Here is a 19,708-nt window from a genome sequence, read left to right as displayed (position 1 = left end):
ACGATATGTTAGAACTGAAAAATGTGACGGTCACGTATACGAGAAATGTATTGGATCAACTTTCCATCGCCTTTTCTCCCGGTGAGATCGTCGGATTAGTCGCCCCAAACGGTACTGGGAAATCCACGCTATTAAATGTGGCGATGAATTTCATCCAGCCGAATGAAGGCGCAGTATTTTTGAATGGCAGTCAAGTATATGTGACCAAAAAATCAGAAGTGGCAGCGCATCAACAAATTTCGTTTTTTCCTGACCAAAATGATTTGTACAATGATTTGAGTGGTTTCGAACATCTCAAGCTGTATCAGCGAATGTGGCGTTCAGAGGAACACTTAGTGGACGAAACGATTGAGCGCTTGCGGATGAGTGACTATATCAAACGCCCCGTGGGCACCTATTCACTTGGGATGCGGCAACGTCTTTGTTTTGCGATGCAGATCGTGACGGATACGCCATATATGCTGATGGATGAAGTCATGAATGGCTTGGATCCAACCAATGTCGAATTGATCTCCAACGTGTTGAAAGCCTTGCGAGCGCAAAAGAAAGCGATCGTGATTGCTTCGCATATTTTGACGAATTTGGATTCCTACGCGGATCGGGTCTTGTTTTTAAAAGACGGCAAGATCATTCACGAATACTTTGGTCGCAAGTCGTTAGTCAATGAACCGTTGTACTTAAAAACGGACTCGGCAGATTTTTTGGTGGCTTTTCCAGAATTAACGACAGTGACCATCGATCTGCAAGGACGGATCTATCTGGTAGAAATCAGCGATCCTCAGCTGCCGCAACGGTTTATCGCTGCAGGGATCACTGATTTTTCTGTGGGGCACTTGGCACTAAATGAATTGTATTTGACGTATTTTCCTGAAAATCACTGACTGTCGCACTATTTACGAGATGAGAGCGGGACAAGCACAGATGAAGGAGAAGCAAAAAAATTTCGCCATAGGTAAAAGTTTTTTGCTATAATAGGTTCAATCTGAAAAGAGATCAACGACGAGAACCAATAACCTGACGTTGACCTATGGTTAAAGGAGAAATGGAATATGAAGAAATTTTCGAAGTCGTCAAAACTTGAAGGGGTCAGTTATGATGTACGCGGCCCAGTTTTAGAAGAAGCCGATCGGATGCAAGAAGAAGGCATCAGTATCTTGAAATTAAATACGGGGAATCCAGCGCCTTTTGGGTTCGAAGCCCCAAATGAGATCGTTAGAGACCTGATTATGAACGTGCGAGAATCGGAAGGCTATTCTGATTCGAAAGGGATTTTTTCGGCCCGTAAAGCGATCGAACAATATTATCAATTACAGAAATTTCCTGATGTGACCATCAATGATATTTATACCGGTAACGGCGTTTCTGAGCTGATCACGATGTGCATGCAAGGTCTTTGCAACAATGGGGATGAAGTGTTAGTGCCGATGCCTGACTATCCCTTATGGACAGCGTCGATCTCGTTAGCTGGCGGAAAGCCCGTCCATTATATTTGTGATGAGCAAGCAGATTGGAATCCTGATATCGAGGACATCAAAGCTAAGGTCACCAGCAAAACCAAGGCGATCGTTATTATTAATCCAAATAATCCCACCGGCGCCGTTTATCCAAAAGAAGTTTTGCAACAAATCGTCGAGGTTGCCCGTGAGCATGACTTGATCATTTTTTCTGATGAGATTTACGACCGTTTAGTCATGGATGATTATGTCCATGTGCCGATTGCTACATTAGCGCCAGATCGATTCGTTGTGACGTTAGGTGGCTTGTCTAAGTCTCATCGAGTGGCAGGTTTCCGGGTGGGCTGGATGGTCCTCAGTGGCGACAAGTCCAATGTGAAAGACTATATCGAAGGCTTGAATATGTTGTCTTCAATGCGGCTGTGTTCCAATGTTTTATCGCAACAAATCGTCCAGACCGCACTTGGCGGCTATCAAAGTTCCGATGAGTTGCTACTACCAGGTGGTCGTATCTACGAACAAAGAGAGTTTATCTACAAGGCAATCAATGACATTCCGGGATTGTCAGCGGTGAAACCGAAAGCCGCCTTTTATATTTTCCCTAAAATTGATATTCAACGCTTTAATATCACCAATGATGAACAATTTGTTTTAGACTTTTTACACGAGCACCACATCTTGCTGGTTCACGGCGGTGGGTTCAACTGGCAACAGCCAGATCATTTCCGAATCGTTTATCTTCCTAATATGGAAGACTTAAAAACGACTGCTGAAAAAATGACAGAATTTTTGGCGTCCTATCGTCAGAAATAAGAATATAAAAAAAAAAGCACCGCTCCTTCAACAACCGTGAGGGAGCGGTGCTTATGTTTTTATTCGGCAACTGGTTGACAAATTTTTTTGCTGACAATCATTCGATTGGTAAATTTATCCAGCATTTCAGCACTAGGATCGGTCACTTGAACGAGGACCGAATTTTCATATTCCCGTTCGATGATCCCTTGGTATTTTTTGCCTTCCCATGTAAAAAAGATCGTACTGTCGATCGTCATCTTAACACCTCATTTGAAATTGTGGAAAAATAACAAGACATTCTTGAAATTGCTTTCCTTTTTGTCATTATGTGCTAAAATAAAGAAAATTAAAAATGCGAATTCGCATTTTTGACAAGAAACGTTCGGTTCTTATAAGAATTTCCCATGGAGGACGATCATGAAGAAAAAAGAAGAATCTTTTGGTCAAATCATCCGTACTATTCGTCTAAAACGAAAGATGACACAGAAGATGTTAGCGGAAGATATTTGTTCGCAAAGTGTTTTAAGCCGTATTGAAAACAATGAAGAGCTGCCCAATGTCTGGGTGATGTATCAAATCTGTCAACGTTTAGGTGTCACCTTGGATCAAGTGATGATGCTTCATTCGGAAGAGATCAACAAAACCAATCAAATTTTTGCGGAAATCGAATCGCATTTTGTCCATAAACAGTTTCGAGAAATGCGGGAAAAAATGGAAGACAAGGCAATCAAAGAGTATCTGTATTTAGATTCGGATATGCAAATGTATTACTACTACTTAGGAAGTTGCGATTATTTTCTCGATCGAAACTATGATACCGCCCTCGAGGCATTAAAAAAAGGATTGGCCTATTCCTATCAACAGGATAAAACCAATGTTTCCGTGATGGAAATTCGCATTCTTAGTTGCATGGGGCGCGTCTACAGTGACTTGCTACAATTGGGTGAAGCACGCTTTTATCTAGAAAAAGCTTATGATGCCATGCATGCTTTGCCACCGGAACGTCTATCTACGGCGTTGACCAAAATTTATTACAATTATGCGGTCTTTCTGAAGGAACAACAGGAAGACTGTCTCGCACTAAAAGTAACCAACGAAGGCATTGCCCTAGCGAGAGAGAAAAATAGCTTGTATTTTCTAGAAGAATTGTTTGAACTAAAAGGACAATTGCTTCAAAGACTAAAAGAAGAAAAAGCGGCTGAAAAAAGTTTTCAACTGTATCGTGCCGTCATGGATATTCGCCAATCTGATAAAGTGGTGTAGACCTTTCTTGACTTCTGCTGCAAATAAGAGTAATTTTAAGGAAGAAAAGAAATAGAGGAGCGATCAAGATGAATAAATATATTTACGCAGACAAATTCTTTCTGAAATCAGCGGTTCATGGCCCTGGTTACTTGGAGGTCAAGGAGGGGAAATTCGGCGCGATCGTTGATGAAGTCCCTGCTGGTGCAGACGTAGAAGATTATTCAGGCAAATGGGTAGCACCGGGTCTTGTGGATACTCATATCCACGGGTTTATGAACCATGATGTGATGGACAACGATGCAGAGGGCATCAAAGCCATGTCAGAAGGTCTTTTGTCTTGCGGTGTGACATCTTTCTTACCAACAACCTTAACATCAAGCAAAGAACGGTTGCGTGATGTAGCAGAAACCGTTGGGAAAGTCAAAGACGAAGTTACAGGAGCAAAAATCCAAGGAATCTATTTTGAAGGCCCATTCTTTACTGAGGAACACAAAGGTGCACAAAATCCGATTTATTTTGGTGATCCTGATATCGATACCTTCCATGAATGGCAAGAAGCTTCTGGTGGAATTATCAAGAAAATCGCCTTGGCTCCTGAGCGCGAAGGTGTGAAGGAATTTGTTTCGCAAGTGACGGAAGAAGGCGTAGTGGTTGCTCTAGGCCATAGTAACGGTACATTACAAGAAGCGCAAACAGCAGTTGAAGCGGGGGCTAGCGTTTTTGTTCATGCCTTCAACGGAATGCGCGGATTAAACCATCGCGAGCCTGGAATGGTTGGTGCCCTACTTTCATTAAAAGAAGTTTTTTCAGAGTTGATTTGTGATGGCCACCATGTGCATCCTCAAGCAGCAGAGATTTTGATGGAAAAAGCTGGTCACGACCATGTTGCCTTGATCACTGACTGTATGATGGCTGGCGGCATGCCAGACGGTGATTACATTTTAGGAGAATTTCCAGTAGTGGTGAAAGATGGAACGGCTCGGATGGAAACTGGCAATCTTGCCGGCAGCATTTTGAAACTAAAAGAAGCTGTGAAAAATGTAGTAGACTGGGGAATCGCTACCCCTCAAGAAGCGGTTATGATGGCCAGCTTGATTCCAGCAATTAGTTGCAAAATTGACCATGCTTGCGGCATGATCAAAGAAGGTCGCCCAGCTGACTTTATCGTTTTGGATCAAGAAATGAATGTAACAGCCACCTATTTAGATGGTGTCTGCCGCTACCAAGCGTAAAATGAAACAATCTGCTTAAAGAAACAAGAAGAGAGCTTCTCTTGATCTGTTTTTTAAGCAGATTTTTTTGTTTTCAGTTATGATGAAAGAAAACGACATCCTATGAAGGAGATGATTGGGATTTGAAGACGATTTTAGTAACCGGCGCCAATGCCGGCATGGGCTTTGCAACAGCCAAACAGTTAGCAAAAGCAGGGATGCATGTGATTTTGTATTGCCGTTCTGCCGAACGAGGACAGGCAGCACAGCAACGTTTGAAGGAAGAGACAGGCAATTCAAACATCGATCTAGTGATCGGTGATTTGGGGTCACTGGCTAGTGTGCGCAAGTCAGCCGCCGAAATCAACGCCCGCTTTAAGAAATTGGATGTACTGATCAATAATGCAGGCATCGTGAACCTAAAAAAAGAACAAACGACCGATGGATTCGAGCAAATGCTGGGAGTGAATTACGTGGGTCACTTTGAACTGACCCGCCAGTTACTACCTCTATTGAAGCGTGCCGATGCCGGCAGGATCGTCAATGTGGCATCCGGTGCCTACAAATTTGTAAAGAAAAAGGATCAGCGCTTTTTCGATGTACCGGATTTTTTCCCTTGGCGGGAATATGGCCGCTCAAAAAAAGCCCTGATTTTATTTACAGATGCGCTTGCGTTTCAGCTACGCAATACGACCGTTACTGCTAATGCCTTGCATCCGGGAGCTGTGGCGACGAGCTTAGGGGTCAGTCGACAAACAGGATTTGGTCAATCTATTTATAAAATGTTGACGCCTTTTTTTAAAACAGCCGAAGAAGGGGCAGATACAGCGATTTACTTAGCGCTAAGTCCAGACGTTGCGGGGATCAGTGGCCACTACTTTGTTGATCGTCAAGCAGTCCCAACCGAGATCACGAAGGAGCAGCAACAAGCACAGAAACTTTGGCAAGAAACGCAACAAAGAATTGCGGACCACACAAAATGATTTGTTTTGCTTTTGCCAATCTGGATCACTTTGAATAAATGTCTTGTTTTTAGCAGCACGACCTTGTGCTGCTTTTTTGCGGTTTCTTTCAAGGGAAAAAATGTGATACACTGATAAGCGAGAAAGCGCATGCGGCGCTGGAATTCTTGGAGGAATAAAATGAGTTATATTGATGTAGTGAAAGAAGTGAAGAAATACACAATGGGCGATACGGTGATTGCTGCCAATGATGGCGTTTCTTTTTCCGTAGAGAAAGGCGAGATCGCGCTGATCCTTGGACCTAGTGGTGCCGGTAAATCCACCGTATTGAACATACTAGGCGGGATGGATCAATGCGACAGCGGCCAAGTGATTGTCGATGGAACCGATATTGCTAGCTTTGATGCTAAACAACTAACGACCTATCGTCGCAAAGACGTCGGATTTGTCTTTCAATTTTATAATTTGGTGCCGAATTTGACGGCTAGAGAAAATGTGGAACTATCGGCACAAATCGTACCCGAAGCACTTGATGCAGCTGAGATTTTGACCCAAGTTGGATTAGGTGATCGCTTGGATCACTTTCCTGCACAATTGTCTGGCGGTGAACAGCAAAGGGTCACGATCGCTCGTGCCATAGCCAAGAAGCCCAAACTGCTGCTTTGTGATGAACCAACTGGGGCACTTGACTATGAAACAGGAAAACAGATTTTGGCTATTTTAGAAAAAACAGCTCGCGAGACCGGGACGACCGTTTTGATCATTACACATAACAGTGCATTGGCTCCCATGGCGGATCGCGTGATCCATATCAATGATGCAAAGGTTCGCAAGATGGAAAAAAATACTCATCCGATTCCAATTGCCTCTATTTCTTGGTAAATGCCTATGAAAAAAACATTATTACGTTCCAGTTTACGTGAAATTAGACAAGCACCCGGGCGGTTTCTGTCCATTTTAGGCATTATCTTTTTAGGAGTCGCTTTTTTTGTCGGGATCAGCGCCACCGGCCCTAATATGAAACAAGCTGCTGAAGATTACTTTTCTCGCCAACAATTAGCCGACCTCACGATTGCTTCAACTTTGGGGTTGTCGGATACGGATCGCCAAATCATTGAGGAAATGCCTGGTGTTAAGGCGGTTGAGGCGGAGCAGATCGCCGATATCAATGCCGAAAATCATCGTGCTGTGATTCGTGTCTTCTCTCTTTCAACTGAACGACCTGTCAATCAATATGAGGTGACTTCTGGTCGATTGCCACAAAAATCAGGGGAAATCGCCTTAGATCAAGCGGCGCAAAATAGTGGTAGTTTCGAATTAAATGAATCCTTTGAGTTACCAGAAAGTGGCGAAAATCAATTAAAAACCCATACCTTCACGATCGTGGGCTTTGTCAATAGTCCTGAATATATTGAGAACTTTCATCGGGGGAACAGTACCGTTGGTAATGGGACCGTGGATTACTTTGCGGTGATTCCTGAGGAGGATTTTAAAGAAAGTGCGTACGCTCGAATTTTAGTTCGCTTTGATGACTTATCTCAAATGGAAAGCTATTCAGAAGCGTATCAGACGAAAAGAGATCAAATAAGTGATGAAGTTGAGAAAAAGTTGGCTCCTCGGGCGCAAGGACGCAGACAAGAGCTGATCGATGAAGCACAACCAGCCATTGACGAAGCCAAAGAACAGATCCGCGACGGAGAAAAGGCTCTGCAAGAAGCACAAAGGGAACTCGACGACGCACAAGAAAAATTAGCACAGGCGCACCGGGAACTGACGGAACAAGAAGCAGTCTTCCAGGCAAAAATTCAAGCTGCCCAAGAGCAGTTGACTAGTGAAGCACAAAAAATAGCTGAGGGCAAGCAAGCATTGGCGGAAAACCAACGACTGCTAGATCAAAGCGAACAAGCGTTGCTTCAGCAAGAAGCCCAAATAAAATCGGCCCAAGACCAATTAGCGCCTATTTCGGCACAAAAAACCGAACTACAAAATGGCGTCCAACAAGTGGAGGAGCAACTTGCTCTGGCATACCAAGGCATGGATCAAATCAAAAGTGTGGGTCAACTTTCTGCAGAGGAGCAAATGGCCCAGCTGCCTACCGTCTATGCACAAGTAACGGCCGCTCTGGCACAGTTGAACCTGCCGACAGATGTCATTGGTCCGATTCCTGACCTGGAGGAAATCGATGAAACGATGATTGCTACTATGCTGACGGCAGCTGAAGATACATTAAATCCACTCATTACCGAAGGTGAGCAACAACGTGCCCAATTAAGCGCACAACTGGCTGCAATCAATGAACAAGAAGCGCAACTTCAGCAGGCACAGCAGCAAGTCAACGCTGGTTGGGGCCAAATCAGTGCCGGACGCCAAGAATTGGCACAGGCGCAGACCCAGATCACTCAAGGAGAATCGCAGCTGAGTGTTGCTCGGGAGACTTTAGCTTCTGAGCAAGCCAATGGTCGGTCTTTGCTAGACAAGGGCTGGCTGGAATACCAAGAAAACGAAGCAACCCTTCAAGAAAAGCTTGCTGAATTTAAAGAAAGAGCGCCCAAAGAACGCGAAAAACTTGAAGATGCCAAAAAAGAAGTTGCGGAAAAAGAGCAAGAATTGTTGGAGCTAAAACCGGCAGTTTATCGTGTAGCAAATCGGGATGCCAATCCTGGTTATTCAGAGTATCAAGACAATGCGGAACGCGTTTCGTCTTTAGCCACGATTTTTCCTGTCATTTTCTTTTTGATCGCAGCCTTAGTGAGTCTAACCACTATGACGCGGATGATCGATGAAAAACGCAGTGAGATCGGAACGTTGAAAGCACTAGGCTATCGTAACTGGGAAATTGGCCAGAAGTTCTTACTATATTCCTCTGCAGCAGGCATCACAGGTGCTGTATTGGGTCTAGCAGTAGGCTTTTCCTTTTTTCCAGCAATCATCATTCAAGCTTATGGACCGCTATACAATCTCACGGAGTATGACACCCCATGGTATTTGCGGCTTTCATTGATTGCTGTGGGAGTCAGCTTGCTTTGTACCATCGGTATCGCGCTACTGGTTTTACGTTTTGATTTAAGACAGTCATCGGCTTCCTTGCTAAGACCCAAGGCGCCAAAAACAGGAAAACGAATTCTCTTAGAAAGAATCACTTTTTTATGGCGGCATTTAAGTTTTATTCAAAAAGTTACAATGCGAAACTTGTTTCGCTACAAGTCAAGAATGCTCATGACCATCTTAGGGATCGCCGGATGTACGTCCATGATCTTGACTGGATTTGGCTTAAGAGATTCCATCAGCAATATCATTCCTTTACAGTTTGAGAAGATCTGGCAATATCAGGCAGTGATCACCTTTGATGACGAGGACTCCCAGGCAATGAATGAAACAAAAGCTGCTGCAGAAGAAATCGACGGTTTTGACGAAGGATTGTTCTTGCATACCGAAAGCCTGATGTTGGCTCAACCGGGGGTGACGCAGCAAGAAGTGACCGTAACCGTGCCAGAAGATCCTGCGGCTCTATCGAGATTTGTCCACTTGAATGATCGGGTTTCAGGAGAAGCTTACGAACTAGGAAAAGATGGTGCGATCATCAATGAAAAACTTGCTAAGTTGTTTGGTTTATCAGTGGGGGACACCCTGACGTTAACGAATGAAAGCGGCGAAGAATTTCAACTAGAGGTAGCTGCCATTGCAGAAAACTACACGGGGCATTTTGCTTATTTGACACCTGAAATGTACGAAAAAGTTTTTCAGGAAACGCCTTCTTACAACAGTGAATTATTGAAATTCAATCAGCACTTAAGTAAAACGGAAGAAGAAGCGATCGCAGCTGACCTGATGGCACAAGACAATATCATCAATGTTTCCTTCCTTTCAGCTTCAGCAGATGCCTTGGATGACACGACAGCAACCTTGAACATCGTTATTTGGATCTTGATCTCGTCAGCAGGAGCATTAGCCTTTATCGTGTTGTATAACTTGAACAACATCAATATAGCGGAACGCATTCGAGAGTTGTCGACCATCAAAGTGTTAGGCTTTTATGATCGAGAAGTGACGATGTACGTCTTTCGAGAAAATATCTTTCTGACGATCTTCGGCATTGCATTTGGTTTATTATTAGGGGTGCTTCAGCATCAATTTGTCCTACAGACCATTGAAGTCGATATCGCTATGTTTTCACCGACAGTCGAACCAATGAGCTATGTGTATGCCGCTGGATTGACCTGCTTGTTTTCAGGCGTGGTAGGGATCGCGATGTATTTCAAGTTGAAACATGTCAATATGATTGATGCCTTGAAAGCCAATGAGTAACAAAAACAGCCTTTTTTCAGAAGCATTCTGGAAAAAGGCTGTTTTTATTTGTCTTGTTTTTCTTGTTCAGAGATTTCCCCTTGAACTTCTTCTAGCATGGCTTTTAGTTCAAGTTCTTTTTGCCTTAGAACGACCAGATCTTCTTGGATCTCATCCTTTTTCTCTTCCTCAGGCGGTCGAATAACGAAATTGATCGACAAGGCTACTAAGGTGCCAATAAAAGTATCAAGTACACGGTCCAATGCAAAGATGATCGATTCCCCTTGAGGGACACTGGAAGTGATCAAAAGCATCGTTGCTATGGCAGAGATAATGCCAGAATTGTTATTGATGCCATCTGAAAAACGATAACAAAAATGACCAGTGCGGGCAGGACAAACAATTCGATCAGAAAGTCATTTTGAAAATATTGCTTGGTTAAAAAATAAAAAATAGCTGTACCGCCACCGATCGTATTTCCTAACACCCGTGATTTCCCAAAAGAGATCGTTGTGGTCAGGTCTTGCCGCAATGAAAAGACAGCAGATAAGGCAGCAATCAAAGGCTGGCCGCGATCAAGGAAATGAAAGAGCAGGATACAAAGCATGACAGCGATGGCTGTTTTTATCGTTCGCATACCTAAGCGAAAACGCCCCAGTTTCATGGTAGAATGCCCCCTTTACTTAATCATACCCAAAGCGGTTGAGAAATTCTAGTCTTATTCCTCACAATTTAGTATACTTTTCAAAGGAGGTGACAAAAATGAAAATCGGATTGAGAACAGTCAAGACGGCAATTGCTGCGGGCTTGTCCATGTTTCTGGCACAGCAGATCGGTCTATTGTATGCACCAGCAGCAGGGATCATCGCAATTTTGAGTGTAGGGAATACAAAGAAAACCTCGCTCTTTACAGGGATCGGTCGTTTGGTCTCCTTGGCGATCGCGACGCTCTTAGCTTTTGTCAGCTTCCATCTTTTAGGCTTTGGTCCGCTGGGCTTTGTTCTTTTTCTCTTCCTATTTATTCCGACGGCAGTCTCTTTCAAATTAACCGATGGGATCGTGGTCAATTCGGTCTTGGTGACCCATTATATGATGGAACGTTCGTTTGCTTGGCCACTGATTGGAAATGCTTTTTTGTTGATGAGTATTGGCATCGGCTTTGCACTTTTATTTAACTTGTATATGCCAGACGGCGAACGGGCATTGAAAGAAAAACAGCAGTTGGTGGAAGAAACGTTTAAAAGTCTTTTAAAAGATATGTCGATCGCGTTAACAGAAAAAGAAAAAGCGACGCTTCCCCATGTCTGTCAAGCACTGTTAGGAGAGATCAAACAGGGCAAGCAGCAAGCGATGGTTCATAGCGAAAATCAATGGCGAGGAGAAGGCTCCTATTATGAAGAGTACTTTACTATGCGGCAAAGCCAAGCCCGCTTACTCTTGGAAATGGTTGATCTTTTACAATTATTTTGGGTAGAAGAAGCCTATACAAATGCGTTTCAAGAGCTACTATCCTTTACCGCTGAGTCCTTTCATGAAAACAACAATGGCAAAGAAATCTTGGCAAAAATCGCTGCGCTTTATGAAGATTATCGACAAAAGCCATTGCCCCAAACAAGAGCAGAATTTGAAAATCGCGCTCAGTTGTTTCAGTTTCTGCAAACTTTTAAAAGTTTTATTGAAATTAAAGCCGACTTTTCTGAACAGATTGAAACTATGGAACGTTAAAAAAGACTCCCGCAAAGGAGTCTTTTCATTTTTACTGCTGTTCCCAAAAAGCTTGCATTTGATCCAAAACATCAATGACATCGGTGGTCAAGTGGATCGATCCTTTGATTTCGCCGTCGATGGCTTTGATCATATTCGCAATTTCATAATTAAGGGCTTGACTGCTGTCGCCCGCTTCAATCACTTCATTTGTTCCATCGCGGAAATGAATCACGGCTTTGTCCGCACGAGGGTATTCATCTACGGTAATGTATCCTTCTTCGAAAGCGACGATACCGGTTTTAGGCATTTTCGCTTGGAAAGTCAGCGTGACACTAGCCATTTCATCGGCTGGATTTTGCAGGATCGTGACTGATTGTTCATCCACCCCTGTAGAGAAGGGTTTCATGCTACTAAATGTCACTTCTGGTGTATCCGTCATGAAAAAGCGGGCAAATGAAACAGCATACGTACCAATATCCAACAAAGCACCGCCGCCTAAATCTGGATTAAAGAAACGATTGCTTGGATCTGGATCTTTGTAGCTGCCAAATGGCGCTTGGATCATTTTTAATTTTCCTAAGCGTCCGGCATCGATCTCTTCTTTCAACCGGGCGTAAACCGGCATATTGAAAATCGTCATTGCTTCTTCTAAGACTAGATTTTTTTCTTTGGCTAAAGCTAGTTCTTCCGCCAGCTCATCGGCACTGGTGGTGATGGCTTTTTCGCAGAGGACATGTTTTCCTGCCATTAGAGCTTTCATAATAAATTCATGATGAAGATCATTAGGTACAGCAATATAAACAATGTCGATCTGTGGATCTTCCAACATGGCATCTGTGCTTTCATAAGCATGGGGAATAGCATATTTTTCGGCAAAGGCTTGGACTTTAGCGAGACTGCGGGCACTGACCCCATACAGTTCACTTGCTTCATTAGAAAAGCCAGCAGCAAATTGCGTTGCGATATCTCCAAGGCCAATCATTCCCCAACGGTATTTTTTCATCATTGATCATCTCCTTCGTATTTAGTATAACAAAAGAAATCAATTCTTTAAAATAATCAAAAACAATCGCAAAAAGTTTCCATTATGACAGACTTTCAGTAAAATATAGAAGAGGAGGGATAACATATGCATAATGTATCAATTGCCATTATTTTAAATACGATCATTGAGCAATACACATCAGAAAAACAGTTTTATGAGACGCATTTAGGTATTACTGAGGAACAGTGGGAAGCATGGAAAAACGGCACAATGAGTCTGTCACCTGCTGAAAATCAGAAAGTGAAGCTGTTGTTTTCGGATTATGAATGGATGCTGATCCAAAAAATCATTCGACAGACTGTGATTTATCCAGAAAAACGCAATCAAGCGGTCGTCGAGTTCAAAAAAATGAAGACGCAAATCGCCAGAACGTGGTTAGCTAGTGATTTAGCGAAAGTCGAATTGTTAACAGAATCTGAAGAAACAGCCCAATACCTTGATTTGAGAGTCAGTATTACGTATGATGAATGGGGTTATGATGATATATTAAACTTCCGTTTGCCGGCTATTGTTCAACAGCAAATTCGCAATGAAAAAATCGAACTGTTAGAGTGGGTCAAAGAGAATTTGGAAGAAACTTATAATTAAAGGTAGGGGTTTTTTGAAAAAGTATTATGGAATGGCTGCGGCGGCGGGCTTCTTGTTCTTGGTTCTTTTAACCATTCAAGTGAACCGGGTGACCGCAGTCACCCCAACTAAGAATGGAAACATCGCTCGTTCTACCGATCAAACGGTGACGAGCGCAACAACAGAATCCAGCAGTCAAGCTTCTATGGGAAGCGCAGAAGATGCCCAAGAGCAGGCAGCTGTTAGTGATGAAGTGAACGAAGAGAATTTCCCAACCGTTTCATTGGATGATTGGTCATTGGTTTTGGTAGGACCAAGCAATAAAATCGAAAAGGAAATTGCCCAAAAAGATTTGGGGAAGTTGTCGAATGGCTATCTCGTCGATCAACGCATCGTATCCGCATATGAAAAGCTGGCAGACGCTGCAAAAGCTGCAGGACATCCTTTGGCGCTGGTCTCTGCCTACCGTTCAGTAGCGTATCAAGAGGAGATATTCAATGCCAATGTCCACACCCTAATGAGTCAAGGTCATACAAAAGAAGAAGCAATTCGTATCACGAAACTGACCTTTACTGAACCCGGGTATAGCGAACACCATACTGGGCTTGCTGTTGATGTCGTCGATCAGGACTGGTATCAAAATCATACAGGTGAACTGCTCAATGAGGGGTTCGGTGATACTGATGGGGGAAAATGGTTACAAGCTCATGCAAGGGAGTATGGGTTTATCATCCGTTATCCGAAAGGAAAACATGATATAACCCAAATCGATTATGAGCCATGGCATCTAAGATATGTAGGAGTCGAAGTGGCGACATACATTGAGGAACATGAGATGACCTTTGAAGAGTTTCTCGAAGAAGCAAAAGAACACATCGCTCGAAAAGAAGCAGAACTGTCCTCTCACGAATGGGAAGATCCTTTGGCAGAGGACTGGATCTATGAGGGGTCTCTTGCTAAAAGTCAGGAAAGCAGTGAGCTTACACAAGATGAGTTGTTGCTGAATGGAGGCAATTTGTTTTCTGAAAATGTGTTTAGTCAGACAAAGGAAGTGAAAAAATGAGCGCAAGACGAAAAAAACAGAAGACTCGTTTCCCATTAGTCTTTCTAGGGTTATTCTTGATTGGGATTGCTTTTATTTTTTCCTTGAATAGTTTGGCAGACCCCCTTCCAAAAGAGGAAGAAACAAACACGGAAGCCATCTCCCATGAAGAATTTATTGATCGCATCGCTCCTTACGCACAAGAACTGCAAAAGGGCTACGGGATTTTACCAAGTATCATAATCGGGCAGGCGATCCTTGAATCAGATTGGGGTCAGAGTTCTCTAGCCAGCGAATACAATAATTTATTTGGCATCAAGTCGTTTGGTCATTCAAAAAAGGTGACATTAGATACCCAAGAGTTTTATAATGGAGAATGGGTCACGATTCAGGGAGATTTTCGTGTCTATGACACTTGGGAAGAATCAATGGATGATCATACGATGTTATTTGTAAATGGTGTGGATTGGAATCCTGCACTCTATGTAAATGTCTTGACAGCAAACGACTACCGCAGTGCCGCACAAGCCTTACAAGATGCAGGGTATGCAACGGATCCAGATTATGCCAGCAAAATCATTCAAGTCATTGAAACCTACCAATTGAATCGATTTGATCAATAAGAAAAGAGAGTTGGCTGCTTATGGAAGAAAAATATATGCCAAAAATCACCACTGATTTACGCAAAGATATCGTGAAAGTGCCTAAAGTTATTCGAGAGGCTAGCGGTATTCAAATATTTGGCAAACAAATCCGCTCCATTATTTTCACTACGGATATTGCGATCATCCGTAATACAAATGCGGATGCTGTGATTGCGGTCTATCCCTTTACACCGCACCCAGCAATTACGAAAGCAATCATCGAAGCAGCGGACATTCCAGTGTTTTCTGGTGTCGGCGGGGGCTTGACCCAAGGATTTCGCTCGTCTTACATGAGCATGTTTGCTGAAGCCCAAGGATCGATCGGGGTCGTTTTAAACGGACCGACGCCACTGAAAACTGTGGAGCAAGTCTGTAAAGTTGTAGATATTCCCGTTATCAGTACCGTAACGAGTAAGTATACCGAAATTGATGCCAAGCTTGAAGCTGGTGTGAAGGTCATCAATATCAGTGCTGGCAAGGACACAGCAGATACCGTGGCTTTCTTCCGTAAAAAATATCCGAAGCTGCCGATCATTGCAACCGGTGGACCAACCGATGAAAGCATCGTAGAAACGATTGAAGCAGGCGCAAATGCCATCACCTACACGCCACCTTCCAATGGGGAGCTTTTCAGTAAAAAGATGGAGCACTATCGTGATATGGAGAAACCAGAGTAGGAAATGATCCACAAATGAGAATATTTTTATTTATAAAGGGCATTCCATGCTTGTGTTTTTAATCAAAGACAGGCATAATCGAATCTATCATTAAAAATTACTTGTATATCGTCGAAATATGGTCGACAGTCTCTACCCGATACCGTAAATATCGGACTATAAGTAAAAATCGTGCCTGTTAGACACTTTTTTTGCTTTGGCAAAAAGAGTGTCTTTTTTTTCAGGATGGAATAGAAAGGAACGAGGAGAGCTAGGATGGAAAAATTAGTTGAGCGTATCAAAACACACGGAAATGTGCTGGGCGAAGGGGTTCTTAAAGTGGACCAATTTTTGACCCACCAAGTGGATTATGAGTTGATGAAAGAAATCGGTACAGTCTTTGCGCAACGGTTTCAAGGAAGTGGCATCACAAAAGTAGTGACCATCGAAGCTTCAGGGATCGCACCAGCACTCTATACTGCAGAACAGTTACAAGTACCAATGATCTTTGCCCGTAAAGCAAAGAGTCTGACGATGGATGAAGAGCTACTGACTGCATCTGTCTATTCCTTTACCAAGCAAGTGACCAGCCAAGTGTCGATTTCCAAGAAATTCTTATCTTCAGATGATACGGTCTTGATTATTGATGATTTTTTAGCAAACGGACAAGCAGCAAAAGGGTTGATCGAACTGTGCCAACAAGCAGGAGCCAACGTCGTCGGTATCGGTATCGTGATTGAAAAATCATTCCAAAGTGGTCGACAATTACTTGAAGAAATGGGGATTCCTGTTGTTTCACTAGCACGGATCGCCTCATTGTCTGAGGGACAAGTCAGCTTTTTAGAAGGAGATGCCTAATGAAAGAAACGAATAGCCGTTCAGCAGTTTTAGGCTTGCAGCATTTGCTAGCGATGTATGCAGGAGCTGTTGCCGTTCCTTTGTTGATTGGAACAGGTCTGGGCTTCAATGAAGCTCAGATGACGTATTTGATCTCGATCGATATTTTCATGTGCGGAATCGCTACGCTTTTGCAATTAGTTGTTACCCGCTTTTTCGGGATCGGCCTACCAGTCGTTTTAGGCTGTGCCATCCAAGCTGTCTCCCCTTTGATTTTGATTGGCACCAAATCAGGGATCAGTGCGATTTACGGAGCGATCATTGCCGCTGGGATTTTCATTGTTCTGATCGCTGGCATTTTTTCGAAAATCAAAGTCTTGTTTCCCCCATTGGTGACGGGAACGGTGATTACTGTCATTGGCTTGACCTTGATTCCAGTTGCCATCACTAAAATCGGTGGAGGGGATGCCGCAGCTGCTAACTTTGGTGATCCCACGAATTTATTGTTAGGTTTTGTGACGATTGCCTTGATCATTGGCGTGCAGGTGTTTGGCAAAGGCTTTATTCGCTCGATTGCCGTTTTGATCGGTTTGATCGGTGGGACTATTCTAGCAGCGCTCTTAGGATTGGTGGATCTTTCTGCCATTGCCCATGCGCCTGTCTTTCATTTGCCTCAGCCTTTTTATTTCGGTTTACCAACCTTTGATCTGTGGTCGATCGTCTTGATGATCATTATTTCTATCGTTAGCTTGGTAGAATCAACCGGCGTTTATTTTGCATTGGGAGACATCACTGAGAGACCGATCACAGGCAATGACTTAAAGCGCGGCTATCGTGCGGAAGGCTTGGCAGTGATTCTTGGTGGGATTTTCAATACGTTTCCTTATACTGGGTTTTCACAAAACGTAGGGTTGGTTCAACTTTCAGGTATTAAGACGCGACGCCCGATTTTCTTTTCAGCTATCTTTTTGATCGTATTAGGGTTATTTCCAAAAGTCGGTGCCATTGCGCAAATCATTCCAGAAGCAGTACTGGGGGGCGGCATGTTAGTGATGTTTGGCATGGTCGCTGTTCAAGGGATGCGAATGCTGAGCAAAGTTGATTTTATGAATGACAAGAACTTGTTAGTGATTGCAGTATCGATCGGTTTTGGTTTAGGGTTCAATATGATGCCCACCTTATTCAGTCAAATGCCTGAAACCGTTCAAATGTTTACAGGCAATGGGATCGTCATGAGTAGTTTGACTGCCATTGTTTTGAATCTGTTCTTCAATGGATTGCCGAAAGAAACAGACGAAGTGACGGAATTGAGCTTGCAACAGTAAGTTGATTTGATCCAGACGAGGATTCGTCTGGATTTTTGCATTGTTCCTTTATTTTTCTTATTATCGGTTATCTGACTTGATGAATACGTATCATTGAGAAAAAAACGAACAATGGGAAGTAAATTTCGTTGATAGTTCGAAAATATTTTGACAATGCACGGGCTACTCGTTACTATTTAGAGGTGAAAGTGATTGTTAGCAGAGCCGTGTGGCTTCGGGATATCTCAGACGCAGCGACAAAAGGTTGCTAACAAAAGGATTTTCGTAAAATATACTTCTGAGGTTTATTCAGAAGAAAATAGTAAAAAATCGTTGGAGGGAAAATCGAATGAAACCAGCAGTTGCAGTGATTATGGGAAGTCAATCAGATTGGGAAACAATGAAGGAGTGCTGCTTGATTTTAGATGAGTTAGCGATACCTTATCAGAAAAAAGTCGTTTCGGCACATCGTACACCAGATTTGATGTTCGAATTTGCAGAAACAGCCCGTGCAGAAGGAATCAAAGTCATTGTTGCAGGAGCAGGGGGAGCAGCCCATTTGCCGGGAATGGTGGCAGCTAAAACAACATTGCCGGTCATTGGTGTACCCGTGCAATCCCGCGCGTTAAATGGTTTGGATTCCCTTTTATCGATCGTGCAAATGCCAGGTGGTGTACCAGTAGCAACAACGGCGATCGGAAAAGCTGGCGCAACTAACGCAGGACTACTTGCAGCCCAGATGCTTTCCATGTATGATTTAGAGATAGCGGAGAAATTAGACGCACGAAGAAATACATTAAAAGAAATCGTATTAGAAAGTAGTGATCAACTTGATTAAACCTTTAATGCCCAACGCAACGATCGGAATCGTTGGCGGAGGACAGCTAGGTCGTATGATGGCAATGAGTGCCAAAGAAATGGGCTTTCGGGTTGGCGTTTTAGACCCTACTGCCAATTGTCCAACAGCCCAAGTCGCTGATTGGCATATTGTTGCTGCTTATGATGATGTGTTTGCTTTAGAAGAAATGGCTCGACGTGCCGATGTAATCACATATGAATTCGAAAATGTCAGCGTTGAAGCATTGAACTCTATTTTGCCTTATTCCCATATCCCTCAAGGCACCGATCTGTTAGCAATCACCCAAGATCGTTTATTAGAGAAGTCCTTTTTAGAGGCAAACAATATCGTGATTGCACCTTATGCCACCATCATCAGCCCAACAGACATCCAAGATGCCATCGACAGCATTGGTTACCCTTGTGTATTAAAAACCACCAGAGGCGGCTATGACGGAAAAGGACAGCACGTGCTTTACAGTACGGCTGATTTGGCGCCTTCCATGAATTTGCTTCGCGAAGGAACTTGCGAATTAGAAGCATGGATTCCTTTTGAAAAAGAATTGTCGATTTTAGTTGCTGGTAATGGAGAAACTTTTACCACTTTTCCAGTGGTAGAAAACATCCATCGCAACAATATTTTGCATCAAACGATCGCTCCTGCGCACATTGATCCAGAAGTCGCGGAAGAAGCCAAACGGATCGCTCATATTATTGCGAAGGCATTGGATCTGCAAGGCGTTTTAGCCATCGAGATGTTCCTGACCAAAAGCGGCGGCTTGTATGTCAATGAATTGGCGCCACGTCCGCATAATTCGGGTCACTATTCGATCGAAGCTTGCTCCATGAGTCAGTTTGACGCTCATATCCGCGGCATCTGTGGCTGGCCGTTGCCGGAAGTTTCTTTGCTTTCACCTGCAGTCATGGTCAATGTCTTAGGCGATGAATTGACAGAAACCTATGAGTTGATTGCCACAAAACCTTCTTGGCAATTTCATTACTATGGCAAAGATGAAGCAAAAACCGGTCGCAAAATGGGACATATCACTATTTTGACGGAAGATATTGCAGAAACCACTGAAGAAATCTATCAAACCAATATTTGGGATTAAAGGAGA

General features: G+C 43.3%; 18 protein-coding genes, 1 pseudogene and 1 riboswitch. Of the genes and pseudogenes, 16 read left to right on the top strand and 3 right to left on the bottom strand.

Annotated elements, in window-relative coordinates:
* Positions 1–5 precede the first annotated feature (5 nt).
* Both FJU10_RS15705 and FJU10_RS15700 read left to right on the top strand, forming a co-directional pair.
* Positions 6–881: an ABC transporter ATP-binding protein gene (locus FJU10_RS15705; protein WP_081118522.1), complete on the top strand. Its 876-nt coding sequence runs from the start codon at positions 6–8 to the stop codon at positions 879–881.
* A 168-nt stretch (positions 882–1,049) separates the two neighbouring features.
* The gene (locus tag FJU10_RS15700; RefSeq protein ID WP_081118523.1) at positions 1,050–2,267 is read left to right on the top strand and encodes a pyridoxal phosphate-dependent aminotransferase; all 1,218 of its coding nucleotides are present in this window, start codon (positions 1,050–1,052) and stop codon (positions 2,265–2,267) included.
* A 59-nt stretch (positions 2,268–2,326) separates the two neighbouring features.
* On the opposite strand, the gene FJU10_RS15695 is transcribed toward FJU10_RS15700, so the two are convergent.
* Positions 2,327–2,506, bottom strand: coding sequence for a DUF2187 domain-containing protein (locus tag FJU10_RS15695; protein WP_077453812.1), 180 nt, complete (start codon positions 2,504–2,506; stop codon positions 2,327–2,329).
* Between the two features lie 160 nt (positions 2,507–2,666).
* On the opposite strand from FJU10_RS15695, the gene FJU10_RS15690 reads away from it, so the two are divergent.
* The 5 genes from FJU10_RS15690 to FJU10_RS15670 all read left to right on the top strand — a co-directional run bounded on the left by FJU10_RS15690 (position 2,667) and on the right by FJU10_RS15670 (position 9,972).
* Positions 2,667–3,512, top strand: coding sequence for a helix-turn-helix domain-containing protein (locus tag FJU10_RS15690; RefSeq protein ID WP_140966338.1), 846 nt, complete (start codon positions 2,667–2,669; stop codon positions 3,510–3,512).
* Positions 3,513–3,580: 68 nt separating this feature from the next.
* On the top strand, positions 3,581–4,726 hold the full coding sequence (nagA, locus tag FJU10_RS15685) for an N-acetylglucosamine-6-phosphate deacetylase (RefSeq protein ID WP_140966337.1): 1,146 nt from the start codon (positions 3,581–3,583) through the stop codon (positions 4,724–4,726).
* 122 nt (positions 4,727–4,848) lie between these two features.
* Entirely contained in the window at positions 4,849–5,688 is an 840-nt protein-coding gene (locus tag FJU10_RS15680) for an SDR family oxidoreductase (RefSeq protein WP_140966336.1), read from the top strand.
* Between the two features lie 159 nt (positions 5,689–5,847).
* A complete protein-coding gene (locus FJU10_RS15675) occupies positions 5,848–6,549 on the top strand; it encodes an ABC transporter ATP-binding protein (protein WP_081118527.1) in 702 nt (233 codons plus the stop codon).
* The gene (locus FJU10_RS15670) at positions 6,550–9,972 is read left to right on the top strand and encodes an FtsX-like permease family protein (protein WP_140966335.1); all 3,423 of its coding nucleotides are present in this window, start codon (positions 6,550–6,552) and stop codon (positions 9,970–9,972) included.
* A gap of 44 nt (positions 9,973–10,016) precedes the next feature.
* On the opposite strand, the pseudogene FJU10_RS15665 reads toward FJU10_RS15670, so the two are convergent.
* A pseudogene (locus FJU10_RS15665) lies at positions 10,017–10,615 on the bottom strand (FUSC family protein).
* A gap of 98 nt (positions 10,616–10,713) precedes the next feature.
* On the opposite strand from FJU10_RS15665, the gene FJU10_RS15660 reads away from it, so the two are divergent.
* Positions 10,714–11,676, top strand: coding sequence for an aromatic acid exporter family protein (locus FJU10_RS15660; protein WP_077453806.1), 963 nt, complete (start codon positions 10,714–10,716; stop codon positions 11,674–11,676).
* Between the two features lie 31 nt (positions 11,677–11,707).
* On the opposite strand, the gene FJU10_RS15655 is transcribed toward FJU10_RS15660, so the two are convergent.
* Positions 11,708–12,664, bottom strand: coding sequence for a Gfo/Idh/MocA family protein (locus tag FJU10_RS15655; RefSeq protein WP_081118529.1), 957 nt, complete (start codon positions 12,662–12,664; stop codon positions 11,708–11,710).
* A 123-nt stretch (positions 12,665–12,787) separates the two neighbouring features.
* Here FJU10_RS15655 and FJU10_RS15650 point away from each other — a divergent pair, with 123 nt between their 5' ends.
* The 8 genes from FJU10_RS15650 (at position 12,788) to purK (ending at position 19,702) form a co-directional block, all read left to right on the top strand.
* Positions 12,788–13,291, top strand: coding sequence for a hypothetical protein (locus FJU10_RS15650; RefSeq protein WP_077453804.1), 504 nt, complete (start codon positions 12,788–12,790; stop codon positions 13,289–13,291).
* Between the two features lie 31 nt (positions 13,292–13,322).
* Positions 13,323–14,333, top strand: a complete 1,011-nt coding sequence (locus tag FJU10_RS15645) for a M15 family metallopeptidase (RefSeq protein ID WP_140966351.1) — start codon at positions 13,323–13,325, stop codon at positions 14,331–14,333.
* Positions 14,330–14,935, top strand: coding sequence for a glycoside hydrolase family 73 protein (locus FJU10_RS15640; RefSeq protein WP_005229997.1), 606 nt, complete (start codon positions 14,330–14,332; stop codon positions 14,933–14,935). The genes FJU10_RS15645 and FJU10_RS15640 overlap by 4 nt, the downstream gene beginning before the upstream one ends.
* A gap of 20 nt (positions 14,936–14,955) precedes the next feature.
* Entirely contained in the window at positions 14,956–15,633 is a 678-nt protein-coding gene (locus tag FJU10_RS15635) for a hydrolase (RefSeq protein WP_077453802.1), read from the top strand.
* An 81-nt stretch (positions 15,634–15,714) separates the two neighbouring features.
* Positions 15,715–15,812, top strand: a riboswitch (purine riboswitch).
* Between the two features lie 76 nt (positions 15,813–15,888).
* The gene (locus FJU10_RS15630) at positions 15,889–16,470 is read left to right on the top strand and encodes a xanthine phosphoribosyltransferase (RefSeq protein WP_081118531.1); all 582 of its coding nucleotides are present in this window, start codon (positions 15,889–15,891) and stop codon (positions 16,468–16,470) included.
* Positions 16,470–17,774, top strand: a complete 1,305-nt coding sequence (locus FJU10_RS15625) for a nucleobase:cation symporter-2 family protein (RefSeq protein WP_081118532.1) — start codon at positions 16,470–16,472, stop codon at positions 17,772–17,774. Before FJU10_RS15630 ends, FJU10_RS15625 begins: the two co-directional genes overlap by 1 nt.
* A gap of 328 nt (positions 17,775–18,102) precedes the next feature.
* Positions 18,103–18,591: a 5-(carboxyamino)imidazole ribonucleotide mutase gene (gene purE / locus FJU10_RS15620; protein WP_081118533.1), complete on the top strand. Its 489-nt coding sequence runs from the start codon at positions 18,103–18,105 to the stop codon at positions 18,589–18,591.
* Entirely contained in the window at positions 18,584–19,702 is a 1,119-nt protein-coding gene (purK, locus tag FJU10_RS15615) for a 5-(carboxyamino)imidazole ribonucleotide synthase (protein ID WP_170924085.1), read from the top strand. The genes purE and purK overlap by 8 nt, the downstream gene beginning before the upstream one ends.
* The last annotated feature ends 6 nt before the right edge of the window (positions 19,703–19,708 follow it).

The sequence above is a fragment of the Enterococcus sp. OL5 genome (assembly GCF_006491895.1).
Taxonomy (GTDB): domain Bacteria; phylum Bacillota; class Bacilli; order Lactobacillales; family Enterococcaceae; genus Enterococcus_D; species Enterococcus_D innesii.
Note: the sequence above shows the minus strand (reverse complement) of the source record. Positions and strands in the feature narration are given on the sequence as shown.

Excerpts from the sequence above, each read along its gene's own strand:
- FJU10_RS15705 (WP_081118522.1), top strand. The coding sequence starts at position 6 with ATGTTAGAACTGAAAAATGTGACGGTCACGTATACGAGAAATGTATTG.
- FJU10_RS15700 (WP_081118523.1), top strand. The coding sequence starts at position 1,050 with ATGAAGAAATTTTCGAAGTCGTCAAAACTTGAAGGGGTCAGTTATGAT.
- FJU10_RS15695 (WP_077453812.1), bottom strand. The coding sequence starts at position 2,506 with ATGACGATCGACAGTACGATCTTTTTTACATGGGAAGGCAAAAAATAC.
- FJU10_RS15690 (WP_140966338.1), top strand. The coding sequence starts at position 2,667 with ATGAAGAAAAAAGAAGAATCTTTTGGTCAAATCATCCGTACTATTCGT.
- nagA (WP_140966337.1), top strand. The coding sequence starts at position 3,581 with ATGAATAAATATATTTACGCAGACAAATTCTTTCTGAAATCAGCGGTT.
- FJU10_RS15675 (WP_081118527.1), top strand. The coding sequence starts at position 5,848 with ATGAGTTATATTGATGTAGTGAAAGAAGTGAAGAAATACACAATGGGC.
- FJU10_RS15670 (WP_140966335.1), top strand. The coding sequence starts at position 6,550 with ATGCCTATGAAAAAAACATTATTACGTTCCAGTTTACGTGAAATTAGA.
- FJU10_RS15660 (WP_077453806.1), top strand. The coding sequence starts at position 10,714 with ATGAAAATCGGATTGAGAACAGTCAAGACGGCAATTGCTGCGGGCTTG.
- FJU10_RS15655 (WP_081118529.1), bottom strand. The coding sequence starts at position 12,664 with ATGATGAAAAAATACCGTTGGGGAATGATTGGCCTTGGAGATATCGCA.
- FJU10_RS15650 (WP_077453804.1), top strand. The coding sequence starts at position 12,788 with ATGCATAATGTATCAATTGCCATTATTTTAAATACGATCATTGAGCAA.
- FJU10_RS15645 (WP_140966351.1), top strand. The coding sequence starts at position 13,323 with ATGGCTGCGGCGGCGGGCTTCTTGTTCTTGGTTCTTTTAACCATTCAA.
- FJU10_RS15640 (WP_005229997.1), top strand. The coding sequence starts at position 14,330 with ATGAGCGCAAGACGAAAAAAACAGAAGACTCGTTTCCCATTAGTCTTT.
- FJU10_RS15635 (WP_077453802.1), top strand. The coding sequence starts at position 14,956 with ATGGAAGAAAAATATATGCCAAAAATCACCACTGATTTACGCAAAGAT.
- FJU10_RS15630 (WP_081118531.1), top strand. The coding sequence starts at position 15,889 with ATGGAAAAATTAGTTGAGCGTATCAAAACACACGGAAATGTGCTGGGC.
- FJU10_RS15625 (WP_081118532.1), top strand. The coding sequence starts at position 16,470 with ATGAAAGAAACGAATAGCCGTTCAGCAGTTTTAGGCTTGCAGCATTTG.
- purE (WP_081118533.1), top strand. The coding sequence starts at position 18,103 with ATGAAACCAGCAGTTGCAGTGATTATGGGAAGTCAATCAGATTGGGAA.